A 17,955-nucleotide genomic window follows, 5' to 3' on the forward strand; every position below is an offset into this window, starting at 1 on the left:
TCAGAAACTGACACGTCATTCCGTTATTGAGAACGGTATCATTCCAGACGTGACGAAGGCCATGACCCGAGCGGAACGAAAAAAAGCGGAATTGCGCCGCGAGATCATCGACGCATCATTCGAGTGCTTCGCGGAACGCGGCTACCACGCGACCGGAATTGCCGATATCGCAACAACTCTCGGAATCGGTCACGGCACGTTCTACCGATACTTCGAGAACAAGCGCGACATCATCGACCACGTCATCGACGATCTGATCGCAAAGATCATCAGCGCACTCGCCGTCGAAAATGCCCCTGACGCAGCAAATACGTTGGACGAGTACCGCGCCCAGGTCGGTCGCATCGCCGAAGCGCTCCCCCGCATCTTCTTCGACGACCCGCGCATTCCGCGGGTTCTGCTCTTCGAGACGACAGGCGTCGACGCCGATCTCACTGGCCGGATGCTCGATCTACTCGACCAGTCGGCATCGTTGACCGCGGCGTACCTGCATCACGGAGTCGAATGCGGCTATCTACGCGCCGACCTCGACGTCGACAACACTGCGCAGGCTGTCAACGGCATGATGCTGGCAAGTGCGATTCAAGGATTGCGAGCCGATTCGTCCGTCGACTGCACCACGCTGAACCAAGCCATCAGCCGCCTCATGTTCGACGGAATCCGCGCCGAGAACGCCTAGCGAACGACGATTCCCTCGGCACGCATCGCATCCTTGACCTCCGGGATGCTCAGATCGCCGAAGTGGAAGACACTCGCTGCGAGAACTGCGTCTGCGCCCGCTTCGACTGCCGGGGCAAAGTGCTCGACCAGGCCGGCACCGCCACTGGCGATCACCGGTACGTGGACTGCTGCCCGGACAGCGCGGATCATCAGAAGGTCGAAGCCCGCTTTGGTGCCGTCGGCGTCCATGGAGTTGAGCAGGATCTCCCCCACTCCCAACTCGGCACCACGCTCGGCCCACTCGACAGCGTCGATGCCCGTGCCGCGCTTGCCCCCGTGCGTGGTGACCTCCCACCCCGACGGTGTGTCCGGCTGCCCCTGGGGAACGGTGCGGGCGTCGACCGAGAGGACGATGCACTGCGAGCCGAAACGCTCACTCAGTTCCTTGAGCAGTTCCGGGCGCGCAATCGCCGCGGTGTTGACGCTGACCTTGTCTGCACCGGCACGCAGCAGACGATCGACGTCCGCGACCGTGCGCACTCCACCGCCGACGGTCAGAGGAATGAAAACCTGCTCGGCAGTACGACTTACGACGTCGAGCATCGTGCCACGATCCGACGTCGAGGCGGTGACGTCCAGGAAGGTCAGTTCGTCGGCGCCCTGAGCGTCGTACGCTGCCGCGAGTTCCACGGGATCTCCGGCGTCGCGAAGATTCTCGAAGTTGACACCCTTGACCACTCGTCCGGCGTCGACGTCGAGGCACGGAATCACACGAACTGCGAGGGTCATGACTGTGGTCCTCCTGAGGACGAAGCGCGCGGATCACCGAGCGCGTTGAGGATATCGAGAATCTCACCGTGGATGCCCGGGGCGGCAGCGAGCACCGACTCCGATTCTACGGTCCACGGGTTGCCGGCCAGATCGGTGACCACCCCGCCCGCACCGCGAACGAGAGCGACCCCGGCCGCGTTGTCCCACGCGTTGCGGCCGTAGACGATCGCTCCGCCCAGGATGCCGGCCGCCGTGAAAGCGAGATCGACTCCGGTGGAGCCGTGTATCCGGATCCGCGAGGACACCTTGCTGATCTCGGCGAGGAGGTCGAGACGGAAACTGCCGGGGATCCGGCCGCGACTGTTGACGTTGAGGGCACCCAATCCGACGATCGACGACGCCAGATCGGTTGGCTCCAGCGGCGGTACGGCGATTCCGTTGACCAACAACGGACCGCCGGCACGAGTGGCGTACGTGTGACCGATCAACGGAAGCCAGGTCAATCCGAGTACCGGGACACCATCGTCGAGAAGCGCCAACAGTGTTCCGGCAGTGGGCAATCCGGCCGAGTAGTTGAAAGTACCGTCGACGGGGTCGAGAACCCAGACGAGCCCCGAACCGACGTCTGGGCCGCCGAATTCCTCGCCGTGCACCTCGATGCCGGTCTGCTCGAACAACTCCGCGGTCAACCGCTTCTCGAGCGCAAGATCGACCTCGGTGGCAAAATCACCCCAGCCCTTGCGGACCGCACTCGGGGCGCCGACACCGGCGACGAACTGATCGTGGACGCCGTCGAGAAGCCGACCCGCAATCGCGAGAAGTTCGTCGAGGTCACGCGTCGGAGTCATCTGGAAAATCTATCCGGAAACTGCTGCCAGCGCTTCGGGGAGAGTGAAGCGACCGGCATACAGCGCCTTGCCGACAATCGCGCCCTCGACACCCTGATCAACCAGGCTGGAAATGGCGAGCAGATCCTCGATGGTCGACACACCACCGGAGGCGACGACGTGAGCGTCGGTGACAGCGCAGACCTGACTGAGAAGTTCGAGGTTGGGACCGGTGAGTGTGCCGTCTTTGGAGACGTCGGTGACGACGTAACGGGTGCAGCCGTCGCGATCGAGACGGGCCAGGGTCTCCCACAGATCGCCGCCGTCGGTGACCCAGCCGCGCCCACGGGTGCGGTACTGGCCGTCGACCAGACGAACGTCGAGTCCGACGGCGATCTTGTCGCCGTACTTGGCCAATGCACGGGCACACCACTCGGGATCTTCGATAGCGGCGGTTCCGAGATTGACGCGGGCACAGCCGGTGGCCAGTGCAGCTTCCAGGGAAGCGTCGTCGCGGATTCCTCCGGAGAGTTCCACCTTGACCGTCAGGTCGCCGATGACGCCTGCCAGCAGTTCGCTGTTGGACCCACGCCCGAAAGCGGCGTCGAGGTCGACAAGATGCACCCATTCGGCACCGTCGTTCTGCCACGCAAGAGCAGCGTCGCGGGGCGACCCGTAACCGGTCTCACTTCCCGCCTCTCCTTGCACGAGGCGAACAGCTTCACCGTTGACAACATCTACAGCAGGCAAAAGGACCAGGCTCACGTGCGGTAACCCTAGTAGGTCAGGACCTCGAACCGTCTTCCGGGTCACCGAACGCTTTTCGGGTCATCCGCTTGGATACGACGCCCATTGCCGCGATCGCAGCAACGACCCCCACGAGACCGATCGCGAGACCGACACCCGGCGAGGGTTTGAGCACGACGATGACGACGGTGGCGACCGCCAACGCAGCCACAGCGGCGCCGAGCGAGAACAACGCCAGACGAGCGAGGGAAAAGTCGTCGCCACGGTTCGGGCCGGATCTCCCGGTCACAAACTCTGCACCCAGTTGCTCAGCAACTCGGCGCCTGCGTCGCCGGATTTCTCGGGGTGGAACTGCGTTGCCGACAACGCACCGTTCTCGACGGCAGCGAGGAACTTTCCGCCGTGATCTGCCCACGTCAGCTTCGGAGGTGCGATGTGCTCGGACGGCGCGAGTTCCCAACTCTGCACACCGTACGAGTGAACGAAGTAGAAGCGGGTGTCGGCGTCGATACCCTTGAACAGCGTGCTCGACTCCGGAGCCTCCACGGTGTTCCAGCCCATGTGCGGCAAAACCTCTGCTTGCAGCCTCTCGACGGTGCCAGGCCATTCGCCGCAGCCCTCCGCCTCGACACCGAATTCAACTCCGCGGTCGAACAGAATCTGCATGCCGACGCAGATACCCAGCACCGGTCGGCCACCGGCCAAGCGTCTACCGATGATTCGGTCACCCTGGACTGCGCGCAGACCTTCCATGCAGGCCGCGAACGCACCGACGCCGGGCACCACCAGACCGTCCGCCGCTAATGCAACCTTCATATCGTTGGTCACCTCCACCTGCGCCCCGGTGCGCGCCAGTGCGCGAGTAGCCGAATGCAGGTTGCCGGAGCCGTAATCGAGTACAGCAATCGTGGAAGCGCTCATGCCCCAACTCTATCGGGCAACCCTGCTGCCGATCACTTTGCCGCCCGCGGCCAGTGCCGGGAGCAGAGCGACAACGACCGCAGAGACCGCGAAGACCCACGCATAGCCGGCAGTCGTGGCCACGAATCCCAACGCCAATGCACCGATTCCGGTGCCGGCGTCGTAGCCGATGTTCCAGATCGCGCTGGCGGATCCGAGTTGCCTCGGGCCGGCAGCCTGAAACGCCATGACCAAGGATTCGTTCTGCACCGCCCCGAACCCGAGCCCGAAAAGGACCGCCGCGCAGAACAAGACCGGCGTCGACCCGCCGTCGACGTTGATCGCGAACAGCACCAATCCGATGGTCGACGACGCCAATGCCGGCGCGAGTGTCCGACCACTGCCGAGACGATCGGCGATCAGGCCCGCCGAGTACCGGCCGATCAACATCGATCCACTGGCGGTCGCCAACACCACACCTGCAACGGCCGCGCGCTCCGAAATTGCGATCGGCAGTAGAGACGACAGCCCGCCGAACGACGCGGACACACACGCCAGAGCGAGCACCGGGACCAAGACGACGAACACACTCAACCGGGCGGATTCGCCGGTGGGCTGGGCGAAGATCTTCGGCAACCCGGCAATGGCCACCAGCGCGAGTGCCGGGATCAGCGCACCGAGAACGAACACCGGTGTTGCCGACCACCGTTCCATGATCGCAAGCCCCAGCGGAAGCCCCGCCATTTGTGACGCTGCGATCGCGATTCCCTGAGCGCCGGTGGCACGGCCCAGAATTCGTTTGGGCGCCAACTCCGCCACGAGCGCACTGCCGGCAACAGTCAGCATGCCGAAACCGATTCCTCGCACCGCGGAAACCGCCAGGACGGGGCCGGCGTCGGCCGAGATCAACAGCACCAACGACGGTGGACCGAGGAGCAGACATCCGACCGCCAGCACGCGCCGGTAGCCCTGCGTCCGCAACAACCGAGGCACGAGCAGTTGCGTCACGACCGTGGCCGCCATGAAGACACCGGTCACCGATCCGGCGAGCGCATCCGATCCGCCGGAATGCGCAACCAGCAACGGCACCACCGGCAACAGCAACGACCAGCCACCGAAAGCTGCCGCCGCCATGATCAGGACACCGATCATGCCCGGAGTGCGAAGCAACCCCGGCGATGGAGCAGGATCTCGCGACTCAGACACAGTCACTTTTCGCGTCACAGACGCAGTGCGCCCGCTACCGCCGCCAGAACCGCCAACGCCAGAAGGATTCCCGACGCAAGCTTGTTGACCTTGAACATCGAGTAGGCGCCGCCCACGGCAATACCCGCGCCGATGAACAGCAAGTAGGTGAAGAGGACGCTCACAGTGTGCCCTTCGTCGACGGCACGCCACTCACGCGCGGATCCGGCTCGACCGCCTCACGCAGAGCGCGCGCAACGGCCTTGTACTCGGCTTCGGTGATGTGATGCTGATCGCGGCCGTACAGAACCCGAACGTGCAGTGCGATACGTGCATTCAATGCGATCGACTCGAACACGTGGCGGTTGATCACCGCGTGATACGGAACGCCCGGGTACCCGCCGATGACGGAATGCACCATGTAGTCGGGCTCACCGGTGTGCACGCAGTAAGGGCGACCGGAGACGTCGACCGACGCGTGCGCCAGCGTTTCGTCCATCGGTATGAAAGCGTCGCCGAAACGGCGGATGCCCTTCTTGTCGCCGAGTGCCTGGCCGAGCGCCTGGCCGAAAACGATCGCGGTGTCCTCGACGGTGTGGTGAGCGTCGATCTCGACGTCACCCTTCGCCTTGACATCGAGATCGAAGCTGGCGTGGGTACCCAAGGCGTTGAGCATGTGGTCGAAGAACGGAACGCCGGTGGAGACGTCGACGATGCCGGTCCCGTCCAGATTCAGTTCGACGACGATGCTTGATTCCCGAGTTGTTCGTTCGATCCGCGCGATGCGATCGCTCATGCCGTCTCTCCTGAATTCGTGTCGACCAGCTGGGTGCCTGCGATTTCGTCACTGGCCTTGATGAACGCGTCGTTCTCGGCTTCGAGTCCCACTGTGGCCCGCAGGTATCCGGGGATGCCGATGTCGCGGATGAGAACCCCGCGGTCGAGGTATTCCTTCCACGCCTGCGCACTGTCGGTGAACTGACCGAACAAGATGAAGTTCGCGTCACTGGGAATCACTCGGAAACCGGTGTCCGCCAGCGCCTTCGACACCCGATCACGCTCGGCAGACAAGGCATGGACACTGCCGAGGGTCTCGTCGGCGTGACGCAGTGCGGCACGTGCCGCAGCTTGCGTGACCACCGAGAGGTGATACGGCAAGCGCACCAACAACAGTGCGTCGATGAATGCGGGAGCTGCGGCGAGGTAGCCGAGTCGGCCACCGGCAAACGCGAAAGCCTTGCTCATGGTGCGGGTGACAACCAGCTTGGCCGGGAACTCGTCGATCAGCGTCATCGCGCTGGGGGCAGCGGAGAACTCTGCGTACGCCTCGTCGACGATCACGATGCCCGGCGCCACGTCGAGAATGCGTCGCAGTTCCGCAATACCGACGCTGTGTCCGGTCGGGTTGTTGGGGCTGGTCACGAACACGACGTCCGGTCGACGCTCCTCGATCACTGTGACGGCAGCATCCACGTCGAGTGCGAAATCGTCCCGACGGAAGACCTCGACCCACTCGGTATCGGTACCGTCGGCGATGATCGGGTGCATCGAGTACGAGGGCACAAAACCCATCGCGCTGCGCCCCGGACCTGCGAACGCCTGCAACAACTGCTGCAGAATTTCGTTCGATCCGTTTGCCGCCCAGAGATTGTCGACGGTGACCGGCACCCCGGTCTGCTTCGACAGGTACGCAGCCAGATCCGTCCGCAACGCCACAGCGTCACGGTCGGGATAGCGGTGCAGTTCCTTCGCGGCTTCGCGCACGGATTCGGCGACATCGTCGATGAGCGCCTGCGTCGGCGGATGCGGGTTCTCGTTCGTGTTGAGCTGAACCGGCACCGCCAATTGCGGTGCGCCGTATGCCGACTTTCCACGCAGGTTCTCGCGAATCGGAAGGGCGTCGACCGTAATCGATTCTCCAGGAGCACTACTCATCGCAGAGCCTCGAATCGTAGACGCACAGCCTCGCCGTGAGCAGGCAGGTCCTCCGCATTGGCGAGCGTGATGACATGTCCGGCAACGTCTTTCAGAGCCGACTCGGAGTAGTCGATCACGTGGATCCCACGCAAGAAGGTCTGCACGCTCAGACCGGAGGAGTGACGTGCACACCCGGCCGTCGGCAGAACGTGGTTGGAGCCGGCGCAGTAGTCGCCGAGGCTGACCGGCGCCCATGGGCCGACGAACACGGCACCAGCGCTGGTGACCTGAGCTGCGACACCGGTTGCGTCCTCGGTCTGAATCTCGAGGTGCTCGGCCGCATAAGCGTTGACGACGCGCAGACCAGCGGAAACATCAGAAACCAGCACCGTGCCCGACTGGCTGCCGGTCAGTGCCGTGGTGACGCGTTCGCGGTGCTTGGTGATCTCGAGCTGCGCAGCCAGAGCCTTGTCGACGGCGTCGGCCAATTCGACGCTGGTCGTGACAAGAACGCTGGCGGCCATCACGTCGTGCTCGGCCTGGCTGATGAGGTCGGCGGCAACGTGGACCGGGTCAGCGGTGTGGTCGGCGAGGATCGCGATCTCGGTGGGACCGGCTTCTGCGTCGATGCCGACCAGTCCGCGGCACAGACGCTTGGCCGCAGTGACGTAGATGTTGCCGGGACCGGTGATGAGGTCGACCGGGACAAGCTCGGTTCCATCGGTGTCGGTTCCGCCGTAGGTAAGGAGGGCGACGCCCTGCCCGCCGCCGACGGCCCACACCTCGTCGACGCCGAGCATGGCTGCGGCGGCAAGAATGGTCGGGTGCGGCAATCCGCCGAAGTCGGCTTGGGGCGGCGAGGCGACAACAAGCGACCCGACGCCGGCCGTCTGAGCCGGCACGACGTTCATGACAACGCTCGACGGGTACACGGCATTGCCGCCGGGTACGTACAGCCCGACGCGCTCGACCGGCACCCAACGCTCGGTGACCGTGCCGCCCGGAACGACCTCGGTGACGGTGTCCTTGCGACGCTGATCGGCGTGCACCTTGCGGGTGCGCTCGATCGCAACCTCGAGGGCTTCCTTGACTGCGGGGTCGAGTTCACGAAGTGCGCGCTCGAGCTCGGCTGCGGGTACACGAACCGAAGCCGGACGAACGCCGTCGAACTTCTCGCCGAACTCGAGGGCGGCTTCTGCCCCGCGATCACGAACAGCTTCGACCATCGGGCGAACCTGATGCAGCACCGCGTCCACATCCACTCCACCTCGGGGAAGCGCGGCGCGAAGTTCGGCCGTGGATGGGGTACGACCACGCAGGTCGGTGCGGGCAAGCATGAGAGTTCCTCTCGTACGCAAACGGGGTGCCTGTGCAAGCGGCAGCAAACCGGTCCGGCATTACAGGCCTGAACAACGCGCCTGAAACACAGAACTGATGTCAATTATCCAGGATAGGCGCACCCCATTTTTCACCGGTCCACCTGCGACGCTCACTGCAGGTCCGGCGCCCGCCGCCGGGCGAGTTCGATCAGCTCGTCCCTTCGGTCGGTCGCCACCGAGATTTCGCGTCCGTCGTGCAGACGAAAGCGGACCCCGGCGCCGGGTGACGCGAGAATTACCCGCATACCTGGGCCGGTCATTCGATAACCGATTCCGGAGCCCATCCCGATATGTACTGCAGTTGCAGACACAACTTCGTCCCACCGAAATACCTGACGCAGCCCCGGAGACAGCGCGATCGACACTCGTTCGACGTCTGTGGTGATGATCACGCGCACCTTCCACATGTACGCGGCCAACCCGAAGGACAGGACCGCGGACAACACGGCGCCGACGTAGCCCGCCGGGTCGTGTTCCACGATCGCCGCGAACCCGCAGACAATCACCAGGACAATTCCGAGGACGACGCACAATGCGGCCGTCGAACGCCGCAGAAGTGGGCTCAACGAAATGGACTCGTGAACTTCGTGCACAGCACCCCCGCCTCGATCGCCGACAACCCCCGCACCGCGGAACGGCACCGGGAACACGACCATCCCATTACTCGCGCTTTTATAACAAACACGTCACGCACAGCTAGGGTCCAAAGTCGTGACAGACAGTGACGTGGCCACGACCGCACCTCCGGCCTTGCCGACCCCTCAGCGATCCAGCGGACCGAACCGAGCACGGATCGTTGCGATTGTCGCATCGATCCTCGGCATAGTTTTGTGCGGATCAGTGCCGTTCCTGCCGATCGAGCAGGACACAGCCGTCGTCAACTGGCCGCAGGCCGGGTCGACGAAAAGCGTCGAGGCGCCATTGGTCTCGTACACACCGCTGCGCATGGAGGCATCGATCCCGTGCGCGTCGATCAGCGAGTTGGCCGCCACCGGCGGAACACTCGTCTCGACGGCTCCCCCGGGTGCCGCCGATGCGCGCCGCTACGGATTTGTTGCCACTGTCTCCCCCGAATCCGCCGACGCTCCCGCTCGGGTCGACGTTGTCCTGCGCGATCAAGTGCTGCTCTCGACACCCGTTGCTGATCTGCAAACTGGATGCGCACTCACGCTCGCCGCCGAGCCGACCCGAACCACCTTCAGCGCCACCGGTTCCGAACCGCGCGTCATCGAGGGCGACAGCCGACCACAGGTAGTCGGCGTCTTCAGCGACCTCGATTCGGCATCAGCCGGTTTGAACGTCTCGATCGAGGCGGACTCTCGCTTCACGTCGAGCCCGTCGGTGATCAAGACTCTCGCCATGATTCTCGGGGCACTCACGGCTGTCGTGTCCCTCTTCGCGCTGCACCGCCTCGACAACCGCGACGGCCGGGGCACACGCAAATTTCTGCCCGCCCGATGGTGGAAGTTCACCGTCCTCGACGGCGTCGTCGTCGGAACTCTGGTGCTCTGGCACTTCATCGGCGCTACCACCACCGATGACGGCTACCAGTTCACGATGGCCAGGGCCTCCGAGCAATCGGGCTACATGTCCAACTATTTCCGGTGGTTCGCGGTCCCCGAGACCCCGTTCGGAACGCCGTACTACAACATCCTCGGACTCCTGGCGCACGTCAGCACTGCAAGCCCCTGGGTTCGTCTGCCTGCTCTGTTGGCAGGCATCATCACCTGGCTCGTCATCAGCCGCGAGGTCGCGCCTCGACTGGGAGCCGCAATTCGCGGAAACCGGCTCGCCCTGTGGACCGGCGCGCTTGTCTTCCTCGCGTTCTGGCTTCCGTTCAACAACGGACTGCGGCCCGAACCGATCGTTGCTCTCGGCGTCCTGCTGACGTGGTGCTCGATCGAACGCGCAGTCGCGACGAGACGACTTCTGCCGGTCGCAGTCGCGATTCTGATCGCCGGATTCACCTTGACCGCCGGGCCTTCCGGCCTCATCTGCTTCGCCGCACTGATCGCCGGAATCCGCCCGATCATGCGCATCATCATCGAACGTGCCCGCACCACCGGTTACGTCGCGGCTGTCGGACCATTGCTGGCTGCCGGACTGTCGATCCTCATCGCCGCGTTCGGCGATCAGAGCCTCGCCGCCGTCGTCGAGATGCAACGCGTCCACTCGATCTCACCGAACCAGCCCTGGTTCGACGAGTACCTCCGTTATCAATACCTCTTCAACATCTCCGTCGACGGTTCTCTGACTCGCAGATTCGGTGTGTTCGTCATGGTTCTGTGCCTTGGCGTCTGCACCGCGATGATGCTGCGCAAGGGCGGCCGGATTCCCGGTTTGGCCGCCGGTCCGTCACGCCGCGTCGTGGGGCTGACGATCGGCGCACTGCCACTGCTGATGTTCTCGCCGACCAAGTGGACGCACCACTTCGGAATCTTTGCCGGACTCACCGCCGTTCTGGCGATGATGACGGCGGTCGCCGTGGGTACAAAACTCCTGCGCTCGCCGCGCAATCGGGCCCTCTTCGCGGCAGCCGTACTGTTTCTCCTGGCCGTCGCATTCACCGGCAGCAACAGCTATTACTACGTGTCCAGCTACAGCGTTCCGTGGTTTGACAAGCCGGTGTCGATCAGCGGACTCGGCGCGAGCACCGTCCTCCTCGGGCTGACGGTGCTGATGCTCGGCGTCGCCGCGTGGTACTTCTTCCGTGAGCCGTACACCGCTGGGAAGGAACCGTCCGCGAAGCACGCTCGACTGCTTGCCATCTCGCCACTGACGATTGCCGCAGGTGCCATGGTCCTCTTCGAGGTGCTGTCCATGGCCAAGGGCGCGGTCACCCAGTACCCGGCCTATTCGGTGGGCCGTGCAAACGTCGACGCCGTTCTCGGCCAACACTGCGGACTCGCCAACGACGTTCTGCTCGAGACCGATCCGAACGCCTCGATGCTGACGCCCCTCTCGGGCAGCGTCGCCACAGCACTCTCCGCCGGTGGGGCTACAGGATTCGATCCGAATGGCGTCGCCTCCGACCTTCGAGCAGACAAGGAAGCCACGGCTACCGGCGGCGCGAACACCGTCGACACCTCCGAGGACACCGCCGGTAACTCGGCCGGAACCGGCGGAGGCGCCGGACAGACCGGGGTCAACGGCAGTTCGGTCGCGTTGCCGTTCGGTCTCGACCCGGCGACAACACCCGTCATGGGTAGTTACGGTCAGCCCTCCCCCGGCACTCTGACCAGCGACTGGTACCAACTCCCCGACGTGGGCGAGAACGCCACACGCGGAGACATCATCTCGATTGCAGCCGCAGGTCGTGTTCGGTCGGTCGACAAGGACGGAATCGTCACCTACGGCCAGAACGTCGAGGTCGAATACGGAACAGCGCGTGGCGTCGACGATGCCGAAACAGACGCTGTGGAAACACTCGGAAAGATCGCGCCCCTCGACATCGGTCCGGCACCGTCATGGCGGAACCTGCGTGTGCCGCTGGACCAGATTCCCGTCGAAGCCAACAGCATTCGACTTGTGGTCAGCGACTACGACAGCAAGGCCGACCAATGGGTGGCCGTTACGCCGCCGCGGGTTCCGAAGACCCAGAAGCTCAACGACGTCGTCGGTTCGCAGGCGCCCGTCATGCTGGATTGGGCTGTCGGACTGGCATTCCCGTGCCAACGCCCCTTCGATCATCGGGTCGGTATCGCCGAGGTCCCCGAGTATCGGATCCTTCCCGACCATTCCGGCGCGCTCGTGACCAGCGCATGGCAGGACCACTACGGCGGTGGACCGTTGGGGTGGATCGATCTGCTCCTGACCGCTCAGACCATTCCGTCGTACCTCGACAACGACTGGGCTCGCGACTGGGGTTCGATCGAGAAGTACACACCGATCGATCCGAGTGCAGTGCCTGCCCAGGTCGACGAAGCGACCGTTCAGCGCTCCGGGACGTGGAATCCGGGATCGATGACCATGGTTTTCTGAGCGGAATTTCTGAGCGGCTGGGTCACTGAGTGACACGGTCCAGTCGCGGGCGGATCGGACGAAACGCCTGCGACTGGACACTTGTATGACTTAGTCTCCCAGGCATGGGAGCCCTGTCGCGGTCTATTACGCCTGCACTCATGGCACTGACGTGCCTGCTCGGGGCGCTCGCCTTTCCCACTCGCGCCTCGGCGGAGGTACCGGATGACTTCCTCTGGGGCGTTGCCACCTCCGGATTCCAATCAGAAGGTTCGTCACCGGACAGCAACTGGTCTCGATACTCCGATTCCGGACGAACCCACGACAAAATCGGTGATTCGGTCAACTTCCGGCATCGCTACGCCGAGGACATCGACCGGGCGGCCGATCTGGGATCGAAGGTTTTCCGATTCGGCGTCGAGTGGGCGCGAGTTCAGCCCGCCGCCGGGAGCTGGAACGAGACCGAATTCGCCTACTACGACGACGTGGTAGCTCACATCCGCGCGCGGGGCATGACTCCGATGATCACGCTCGACCACTGGGTGTATCCGGGATGGGTTGTCGATCAAGGCGGCTGGACAAATCCGAAGACGGAAGCCGATTGGCTCGTCAACGCAGAGAAGGTAGTCGAGCGGTACTCCGGAATCGGGGCGCTGTGGATCACGATCAACGAGCCGACTGTGTACGTTCAGCGCGAATTGACCTACGGCGGAATCGCACTCACCCAGGCGCCGTCGATGTTCGACTCATTGGTCCGAGTCCACCGGGCGATCTACGACCGCATCCATGTTCTCGATCCCGGTGCCCGTGTAAGCAGTAATTTCTCCTTCATTCCCGGCGTGTCCGAGGCGATCGATTCGGTATTCACGGATCGAGTGCGCGACACGCTCGACTTTCTCGGCATCGACTACTACTACGGTGTGGCCCTGAACAATCCGACTGCCGCGTACGCCGCACTCGACGAGTTCTACAACGTCACACCACAACCCGAAGGCCTCTACGACGCATTGATGCGGTACTCGGACAAGTATCCGGAACTCCCCCTCTACATCGTCGAGAACGGCATGCCTACCGACAATGGAGCGCCGCGCGCCGACGGTTACACACGCGCGAATCACTTACGCGATCACATCTATTGGATGGAACGCGCCCGAGAAGACGGTGCCGACGTGATCGGCTACAACTACTGGTCCATCACCGACAACTACGAATGGGGTTCGTACCGACCTCGATTCGGCCTCTACACGGTCGATGTTCTCGGCGATCCCACTGCGGCGCGAATCCCGACCGACGGCGTCGACACCTACCGCCGGATCATTCACGAGAACGGCGTCGGGGCCGACTACGTGCCCGTCATGGCCCCGGCTTTCTGCTCGCTCGTCGATCCTCCCCGCAGCTGTACGGCTACTCGATGACGGCCGTTTTCCGAAATTCCTCCACTCCTCGTCGTTAGGATGTCCCATGCGAACACTGCGAAATATCGCCGGAACTGCCGCTGCCACGGCTGCCCTGATCCTGGTTGCCGGAGGCGCTGCGACAGCAGCCCCCAACCCGGCCGATTCACCCCGCGAGGCGCAGGCGCGTGCCTACATCGACGCCCTGGTCTCCCATGACGTTTCCGATGTCCATTTCGCCCCGGATGCGACGCGCGTCGAAGCCGGACTCAAGACGGGTTTCTCCGGACCACAGATGTCCGCCGACCTCGAAAACGGTATCCAATACCGCGTTATCCAGGGCGTACGAGACCTAGAGATGTCGGAAGCCGGGGACATCGTCTCGACCACCTATCTGCTCGACGCGGGAATCGGTGGCACTCGCCTCATGACCGTGGAGATTCGTGAAACCTTCGAAGTCCGTGACGGTCTCATCCACGACGTCGTCGCCGACATCATCCCGGTGTCTGTGTCGTGACGCGCGCCCGATAGCTACTGGGCGGTGCACCCGAAACTCGGGTGCACATCGCTGCGAAGGCAGCCGGCGTCGAGTATCCGAGTTCAGACGCAACGGCTGTCACACTGGCACCGGCAGAGAGTTTCGGGAGCGCGTGAAGAATGCAGGCACGCTGCATCCACGACGACGCGCTCATCCCCGTTTCCGAGATCAGCAAGCGGTGCAGTGTTCGTTCACTGATGTGGAGTTGCTCGGCCCACCGCGTGGGCGAGTCGTGGATCGACGGGCCGGCGAGATACCGCGTGCACAACGCCCGCAATCCCGGGTGCCGAGGCAGCGGAAGTTCCACAGGCAGGGGCGCAAGATCGCGAAGTTCGTGCAGGATCAGCTGAAATACCGCGGCGCCGCGTCCGTGTGCCGGGAAGTCGTCCTCCACGTTCAACTCGACATCCATGTCGACTGCAGCGACGAGCAGCTCACGCAGGAGCGACGATACTGCGACGACTCGGCACCTGACCGGGAACCACGGCGCTGCGGACGGTTCGATGTAGAGGCTTCGCGTGCTGACGCCGTCCATTGTCACGGCATGAGCGACACCGGCGGGAATCATGACCGCATTGGACGGCAGAACCGTCCACTCACCGTCATTGGTTTCGACGTTCATCGCACCGTTCACAGCGAAGAGAAACTGGGCTCGTCGATGTTCGTGGGCGGCCAACACGTGACCGGGTGGGTAGTCGCTTCCGATTGCGAGAACACCGCGAGGTGAGTGATCGACGTCGTTGATCGAGATGTTGCGCACCGGAGGAACCTACCGAGTCCGTGTCTGATTGACAATGGAACGTGGCGAACCTTCGAATGTGCGCCAGCGGAGAAATCGCTACCGTTCATCAAGTGCTTCATTACGCCCTCATCCTTCTCGCTTTCGGCGCCTTGACCGGAGTCACCACCGTTCTGTTCGGATTCGGTGGCGGGTTTGTCACCGTCCCAGTCGTTTACGCTGCATCCACACTTCGGGCGGACGCCATCGATCCGATGCATGTCGCCGTCGCATCCTCGGCGGCAGTGATGGTAGTCAATTCACTCGGTGCCACAATCGCATTCAGGAAGTCAGGACGGCTTCGGGCGGAGTACATCAGACCACTGATCGGCCCCGTCGCAGTCGGAGCAGGCCTCGGAGCGGTTGCGGCAGGTCACGTCGACGACGGCGCCGTCAGGATTCTTTTTGTCCTCTACCTCGTGGTCACAATCCTCGACAGCCTTCTGCGACAAGGGTTTCTGACACCACCTGAACCTCGAGAACATCTTGACCGTCACGGCGTCCGCGCTGTCGGGATAGGCATCGGCGCCGTCGCAAGTTTCCTCGGAGTCGGCGGGAGCGTCATGACGGTTCCGATGATGCGTCGCGGCGGAGTTCCGATGGCCGACGCCGCCGCGAGCGCCAACCCGTTGAGCTTGCCTGTCGCCGTCGTCGCGACTGCAGTGTACGCGGCCTCATCAGGGCACAGCACCGCCTCGGATCTGTCAGCGGGCAGACTCGGCGCAATCGACCTTCTCGCCGTTTGCGCGTTACTGGCCGGCTCTCTACCTGCGATTGCACTGAGCCGGCGAATTGTCGGCGCCATCCCGGACCGGATCCATGCCGCCGCCTACATCGCTCTACTCGCAGTAGTCACGGCGGTGATGATCGCGGCTTAGCGGACGGCGTACCGCAGATAGATGACGCCGCCGTCGAAGGTTTTCTCTTCGAGCAGCTGCAGGTCCAGTCGCCCGCGCGGAAGGGCAGGCAATCCGCCTCCTACGCTGACCGGGCAGACGAACAGTCGGCATTCGTCGACCAGCCCCGCCGCGAATGCACTTGCAGCGATCGTCGGCCCGCCGATCGAGATATCTTGTACCGCTTCGCTCTCGAGCGCACGAACGGCGTCGGCGTCGAAGTCCCGGGAAATCGTTGTGCGCGCCGTCGATACCTCGTTCAGCGTCGTGGAGTACACGATTTTATCGATGCCACCCCAGATCTGAGCGAACTCGACTGTCGCCGCCTCGATTCCGGCAAACTCGTACGGCACCGAAGAACCTACCGATGCGGAAGTACCTTGAAGGTCCTCGTGTGCCGTTGTCTCCCAGGGAATCATTGTCTCCCAGGGAATCATCGTCTCGTACATCCGGCGCCCGAGCAGGTACGTGCCGACTCCCCTCTCGAGCTCGTTGACGAACGAATGGACCTGCGCGTCGGGAACCGCCCAGTCGAAGTTCCCCTGCTCATCAGCCACATACCCGTCGATCGAGCAGATCGCCGAGTAGATCAGGCTCACCATCGGTCCACGTGCAGCACGTTGTCGACCGGTTCACGGGCGGCGGGTTTGAACGTCTCGCCGGTGAAGTACGCCGTCGGGATAAGCGCCGCCTGATGGAATCCGGCCGGAATACCCAGCAGCTCGGCAACTTCCGCTTCACGCTGCAGGTGCAATGTCGTCCACGCCGTACCGAGTCCACGTGCCCGTGCGGCCAGAGCGTAACTCCACGCGGCCGGGAGTAGAGAACCCCACAGACCGGCCTGGTTCCCCTCCGGCAACGTCTTACCCGCCTTGATGCACGGAATGAGAAGAACCGGCACCTCGCCCATGTGCTCACCGAGCCACGCGACGCTGGTGCCTACTCGCTGTTGGATCGGCGCGCGATCGGGATCATCGGCGAAGAGTTTTGCCGCCGAACCGTGAGAAGCAAGGTACTCGTCGGTGACTTCCTTGTAGATCTGCCCGACTGCTGCACGCAGTGCCGGATCGGTCACCACCATCCACTGCCACCCCTGGCGATTCGAACCGGAGGGCGCCTGCAGGGCGATCTGGAGGCATTCCTTCACCAGGTCCAACGGCACGGGACGGGTCAGATCCAGACGCTTTCGAACCGTCCGCGTTGTGGTCAGTAATTCGTCGGGTGTCAGGTCGAGTACGGGATACGACGTCATCTCCCGATCATTGCACTGTCGCGAGCAGTGAGCAGGACAGTCCGTCTACACTTTTCTGATCCCGTGCGTGCTGGTTGTCGGGAGTATTTCCCGATCAAAGGACTTTCGACATGAGTTGGCACGTCTGGTTGGCGTTCTTCGGAGCAAGTTGGGTGATCAGCCTGTCACCGGGGGCCGGCGCCATTGCGTCGATGTCGTCAGGGCTTGCCTACGGCTTGCGGCGCGGATACTGGAACATCTTCGGGCTGCAGTTGGGATTGCTGCTGCAGATCGGAATTGTCGCGGCCGGGGTCGGTGCAATTCTCGCCAGTTCGACCGTGGCCTTTTCCTTGATCAAGTGGTTCGGTGTGGCATACCTCGTCTACCTGGGAATCAGGCAGTGGCGATCGGCGCCCACCGAGGTGGAGACCGACGAGGCAACCGCGAGCAGTTCCGGCCCGATGATGATGCTTCGCGGTTTTCTCGTGAACGCGAGCAACCCGAAGGCTGTCGTTTTCATGCTCGCAGTGCTCCCACAATTCCTGGACCCGTCGGCACCGCTGCTTCCGCAGTATCTGATCATCGCCGCCACGATGTGCGCAGTCGACGTGATCGTGATGACCGGATACACCGGGCTGGCCGCACGGGTGCTCACCTTGATGCGATCCCCCAAACAGCAGCGAACCACCAATCGAGTGTTCGCCGGCCTGTTCTTCGGAGCCGCCGGCTTCCTCTCGAGCATCGGGCGTGCAGCAGCTTGATCGGTCACACG

At 63.4% G+C, this 17,955-nt stretch carries 20 protein-coding genes; 6 read left to right on the top strand and 14 right to left on the bottom strand.

Going from position 1 to position 17,955, the window contains the following annotated elements; translation table 11 throughout:
- Positions 1-61: 61 nt before the first annotated feature.
- Positions 62-679, top strand: a complete 618-nt coding sequence (locus H7C86_RS24045; RefSeq protein WP_029255504.1) for a TetR/AcrR family transcriptional regulator — start codon at positions 62-64, stop codon at positions 677-679.
- Here the strand turns inward: H7C86_RS24045 and hisF are convergent.
- The 11 genes from hisF to H7C86_RS24100 form a co-directional block, all read right to left on the bottom strand.
- Complete coding sequence (gene hisF / locus H7C86_RS24050; protein WP_003942380.1) at positions 676-1,449, bottom strand: imidazole glycerol phosphate synthase subunit HisF; 774 nt, start codon at positions 1,447-1,449, stop codon at positions 676-678. The genes H7C86_RS24045 and hisF overlap by 4 nt on opposite strands.
- Positions 1,446-2,279: an inositol monophosphatase family protein gene (locus tag H7C86_RS24055; protein ID WP_021333657.1), complete on the bottom strand. Its 834-nt coding sequence runs from the start codon at positions 2,277-2,279 to the stop codon at positions 1,446-1,448. The genes hisF and H7C86_RS24055 overlap by 4 nt, the downstream gene beginning before the upstream one ends.
- Before the next feature lie 9 nt (positions 2,280-2,288).
- Complete coding sequence (gene priA / locus H7C86_RS24060) at positions 2,289-3,023, bottom strand: bifunctional 1-(5-phosphoribosyl)-5-((5-phosphoribosylamino)methylideneamino)imidazole-4-carboxamide isomerase/phosphoribosylanthranilate isomerase PriA (protein ID WP_003942371.1); 735 nt, start codon at positions 3,021-3,023, stop codon at positions 2,289-2,291.
- 19 nt (positions 3,024-3,042) lie between these two features.
- Positions 3,043-3,294, bottom strand: coding sequence for a hypothetical protein (locus tag H7C86_RS24065; protein WP_042952048.1), 252 nt, complete (start codon positions 3,292-3,294; stop codon positions 3,043-3,045).
- Positions 3,291-3,926 (bottom strand): imidazole glycerol phosphate synthase subunit HisH, encoded by a 636-nt coding sequence (hisH, locus tag H7C86_RS24070; RefSeq protein WP_003942389.1) that lies wholly within the window; start codon positions 3,924-3,926, stop codon positions 3,291-3,293. The genes H7C86_RS24065 and hisH overlap by 4 nt, the downstream gene beginning before the upstream one ends.
- Positions 3,927-3,935: 9 nt before the next feature.
- The gene (locus tag H7C86_RS24075; RefSeq protein ID WP_024487482.1) at positions 3,936-5,057 is read right to left on the bottom strand and encodes an MFS transporter; all 1,122 of its coding nucleotides are present in this window, start codon (positions 5,055-5,057) and stop codon (positions 3,936-3,938) included.
- A gap of 68 nt (positions 5,058-5,125) precedes the next feature.
- On the bottom strand, positions 5,126-5,275 hold the full coding sequence (locus tag H7C86_RS24080) for a hypothetical protein (RefSeq protein ID WP_007732248.1): 150 nt from the start codon (positions 5,273-5,275) through the stop codon (positions 5,126-5,128).
- Positions 5,272-5,886: an imidazoleglycerol-phosphate dehydratase HisB gene (gene hisB, locus H7C86_RS24085; protein ID WP_003942383.1), complete on the bottom strand. Its 615-nt coding sequence runs from the start codon at positions 5,884-5,886 to the stop codon at positions 5,272-5,274. The genes H7C86_RS24080 and hisB overlap by 4 nt, the downstream gene beginning before the upstream one ends.
- Positions 5,883-7,025, bottom strand: coding sequence for a histidinol-phosphate transaminase (locus tag H7C86_RS24090; RefSeq protein WP_021333660.1), 1,143 nt, complete (start codon positions 7,023-7,025; stop codon positions 5,883-5,885). The genes hisB and H7C86_RS24090 overlap by 4 nt, the downstream gene beginning before the upstream one ends.
- Positions 7,022-8,344, bottom strand: coding sequence for a histidinol dehydrogenase (hisD, locus tag H7C86_RS24095; RefSeq protein ID WP_020908000.1), 1,323 nt, complete (start codon positions 8,342-8,344; stop codon positions 7,022-7,024). The genes H7C86_RS24090 and hisD overlap by 4 nt, the downstream gene beginning before the upstream one ends.
- Positions 8,345-8,496: 152 nt before the next feature.
- Positions 8,497-9,042, bottom strand: a complete 546-nt coding sequence (locus tag H7C86_RS24100) for a hypothetical protein (RefSeq protein ID WP_019748778.1) — start codon at positions 9,040-9,042, stop codon at positions 8,497-8,499.
- A 55-nt stretch (positions 9,043-9,097) separates the two neighbouring features.
- Here H7C86_RS24100 and H7C86_RS24105 point away from each other — a divergent pair, with 55 nt between their 5' ends.
- The 3 genes from H7C86_RS24105 (at position 9,098) to H7C86_RS24115 (ending at position 14,257) form a co-directional block, all read left to right on the top strand.
- Positions 9,098-12,367, top strand: coding sequence for an arabinosyltransferase domain-containing protein (locus tag H7C86_RS24105; protein WP_372461232.1), 3,270 nt, complete (start codon positions 9,098-9,100; stop codon positions 12,365-12,367).
- A gap of 140 nt (positions 12,368-12,507) precedes the next feature.
- Positions 12,508-13,761 carry a glycoside hydrolase family 1 protein gene (locus H7C86_RS24110; RefSeq protein ID WP_182262372.1) on the top strand — a complete coding sequence of 418 codons (1,254 nt, stop codon included), beginning with the start codon at positions 12,508-12,510 and terminating at the stop codon, positions 13,759-13,761.
- 46 nt (positions 13,762-13,807) lie between these two features.
- The gene (locus H7C86_RS24115) at positions 13,808-14,257 is read left to right on the top strand and encodes a hypothetical protein (protein WP_003942394.1); all 450 of its coding nucleotides are present in this window, start codon (positions 13,808-13,810) and stop codon (positions 14,255-14,257) included.
- Here the strand turns inward: H7C86_RS24115 and H7C86_RS24120 are convergent.
- Entirely contained in the window at positions 14,235-15,038 is an 804-nt protein-coding gene (locus H7C86_RS24120; protein WP_133727455.1) for a helix-turn-helix domain-containing protein, read from the bottom strand. The genes H7C86_RS24115 and H7C86_RS24120 overlap by 23 nt on opposite strands.
- A gap of 92 nt (positions 15,039-15,130) precedes the next feature.
- On the opposite strand from H7C86_RS24120, the gene H7C86_RS24125 reads away from it, so the two are divergent.
- Entirely contained in the window at positions 15,131-15,934 is an 804-nt protein-coding gene (locus H7C86_RS24125; RefSeq protein ID WP_259349288.1) for a sulfite exporter TauE/SafE family protein, read from the top strand.
- Here the strand turns inward: H7C86_RS24125 and H7C86_RS24130 are convergent.
- Together H7C86_RS24130 and H7C86_RS24135 are read right to left on the bottom strand one after the other, a co-directional pair.
- Positions 15,931-16,554: a dihydrofolate reductase family protein gene (locus tag H7C86_RS24130; RefSeq protein WP_182262358.1), complete on the bottom strand. Its 624-nt coding sequence runs from the start codon at positions 16,552-16,554 to the stop codon at positions 15,931-15,933. The two genes, H7C86_RS24125 and H7C86_RS24130, sit on opposite strands and share 4 nt — an antisense overlap.
- Positions 16,548-17,204 (bottom strand): nitroreductase family protein, encoded by a 657-nt coding sequence (locus H7C86_RS24135; RefSeq protein WP_003942413.1) that lies wholly within the window; start codon positions 17,202-17,204, stop codon positions 16,548-16,550. Before H7C86_RS24135 ends, H7C86_RS24130 begins: the two co-directional genes overlap by 7 nt.
- A 110-nt stretch (positions 17,205-17,314) precedes the next feature.
- On the opposite strand from H7C86_RS24135, the gene H7C86_RS24140 reads away from it, so the two are divergent.
- Positions 17,315-17,944, top strand: coding sequence for a LysE family transporter (locus H7C86_RS24140; RefSeq protein WP_020908008.1), 630 nt, complete (start codon positions 17,315-17,317; stop codon positions 17,942-17,944).
- The last annotated feature ends 11 nt before the right edge of the window (positions 17,945-17,955 follow it).

The sequence above is a fragment of the Rhodococcus sp. UFZ-B548 genome (assembly GCF_903819475.1).
Lineage (GTDB): Bacteria > Actinomycetota > Actinomycetes > Mycobacteriales > Mycobacteriaceae > Rhodococcus_F > Rhodococcus_F erythropolis.

What these genes read in the sequence shown, in the direction of transcription:
- H7C86_RS24045 (WP_029255504.1), top strand. Translation starts at nt 62, where the DNA reads ATGACCCGAGCGGAACGAAAAAAAGCGGAATTGCGCCGCGAGATCATC.
- hisF (WP_003942380.1), bottom strand. Translation starts at nt 1,449, where the DNA reads ATGACCCTCGCAGTTCGTGTGATTCCGTGCCTCGACGTCGACGCCGGA.
- H7C86_RS24055 (WP_021333657.1), bottom strand. Translation starts at nt 2,279, where the DNA reads ATGACTCCGACGCGTGACCTCGACGAACTTCTCGCGATTGCGGGTCGG.
- hisH (WP_003942389.1), bottom strand. Translation starts at nt 3,926, where the DNA reads ATGAGCGCTTCCACGATTGCTGTACTCGATTACGGCTCCGGCAACCTG.
- H7C86_RS24075 (WP_024487482.1), bottom strand. Translation starts at nt 5,057, where the DNA reads ATGATCGGTGTCCTGATCATGGCGGCGGCAGCTTTCGGTGGCTGGTCG.
- hisB (WP_003942383.1), bottom strand. Translation starts at nt 5,886, where the DNA reads ATGAGCGATCGCATCGCGCGGATCGAACGAACAACTCGGGAATCAAGC.
- H7C86_RS24090 (WP_021333660.1), bottom strand. Translation starts at nt 7,025, where the DNA reads ATGAGTAGTGCTCCTGGAGAATCGATTACGGTCGACGCCCTTCCGATT.
- hisD (WP_020908000.1), bottom strand. Translation starts at nt 8,344, where the DNA reads ATGCTTGCCCGCACCGACCTGCGTGGTCGTACCCCATCCACGGCCGAA.
- H7C86_RS24100 (WP_019748778.1), bottom strand. Translation starts at nt 9,042, where the DNA reads ATGGTCGTGTTCCCGGTGCCGTTCCGCGGTGCGGGGGTTGTCGGCGAT.
- H7C86_RS24110 (WP_182262372.1), top strand. Translation starts at nt 12,508, where the DNA reads ATGGCACTGACGTGCCTGCTCGGGGCGCTCGCCTTTCCCACTCGCGCC.
- H7C86_RS24115 (WP_003942394.1), top strand. Translation starts at nt 13,808, where the DNA reads ATGCGAACACTGCGAAATATCGCCGGAACTGCCGCTGCCACGGCTGCC.
- H7C86_RS24130 (WP_182262358.1), bottom strand. Translation starts at nt 16,554, where the DNA reads ATGGTGAGCCTGATCTACTCGGCGATCTGCTCGATCGACGGGTATGTG.
- H7C86_RS24135 (WP_003942413.1), bottom strand. Translation starts at nt 17,204, where the DNA reads ATGACGTCGTATCCCGTACTCGACCTGACACCCGACGAATTACTGACC.
- H7C86_RS24140 (WP_020908008.1), top strand. Translation starts at nt 17,315, where the DNA reads ATGAGTTGGCACGTCTGGTTGGCGTTCTTCGGAGCAAGTTGGGTGATC.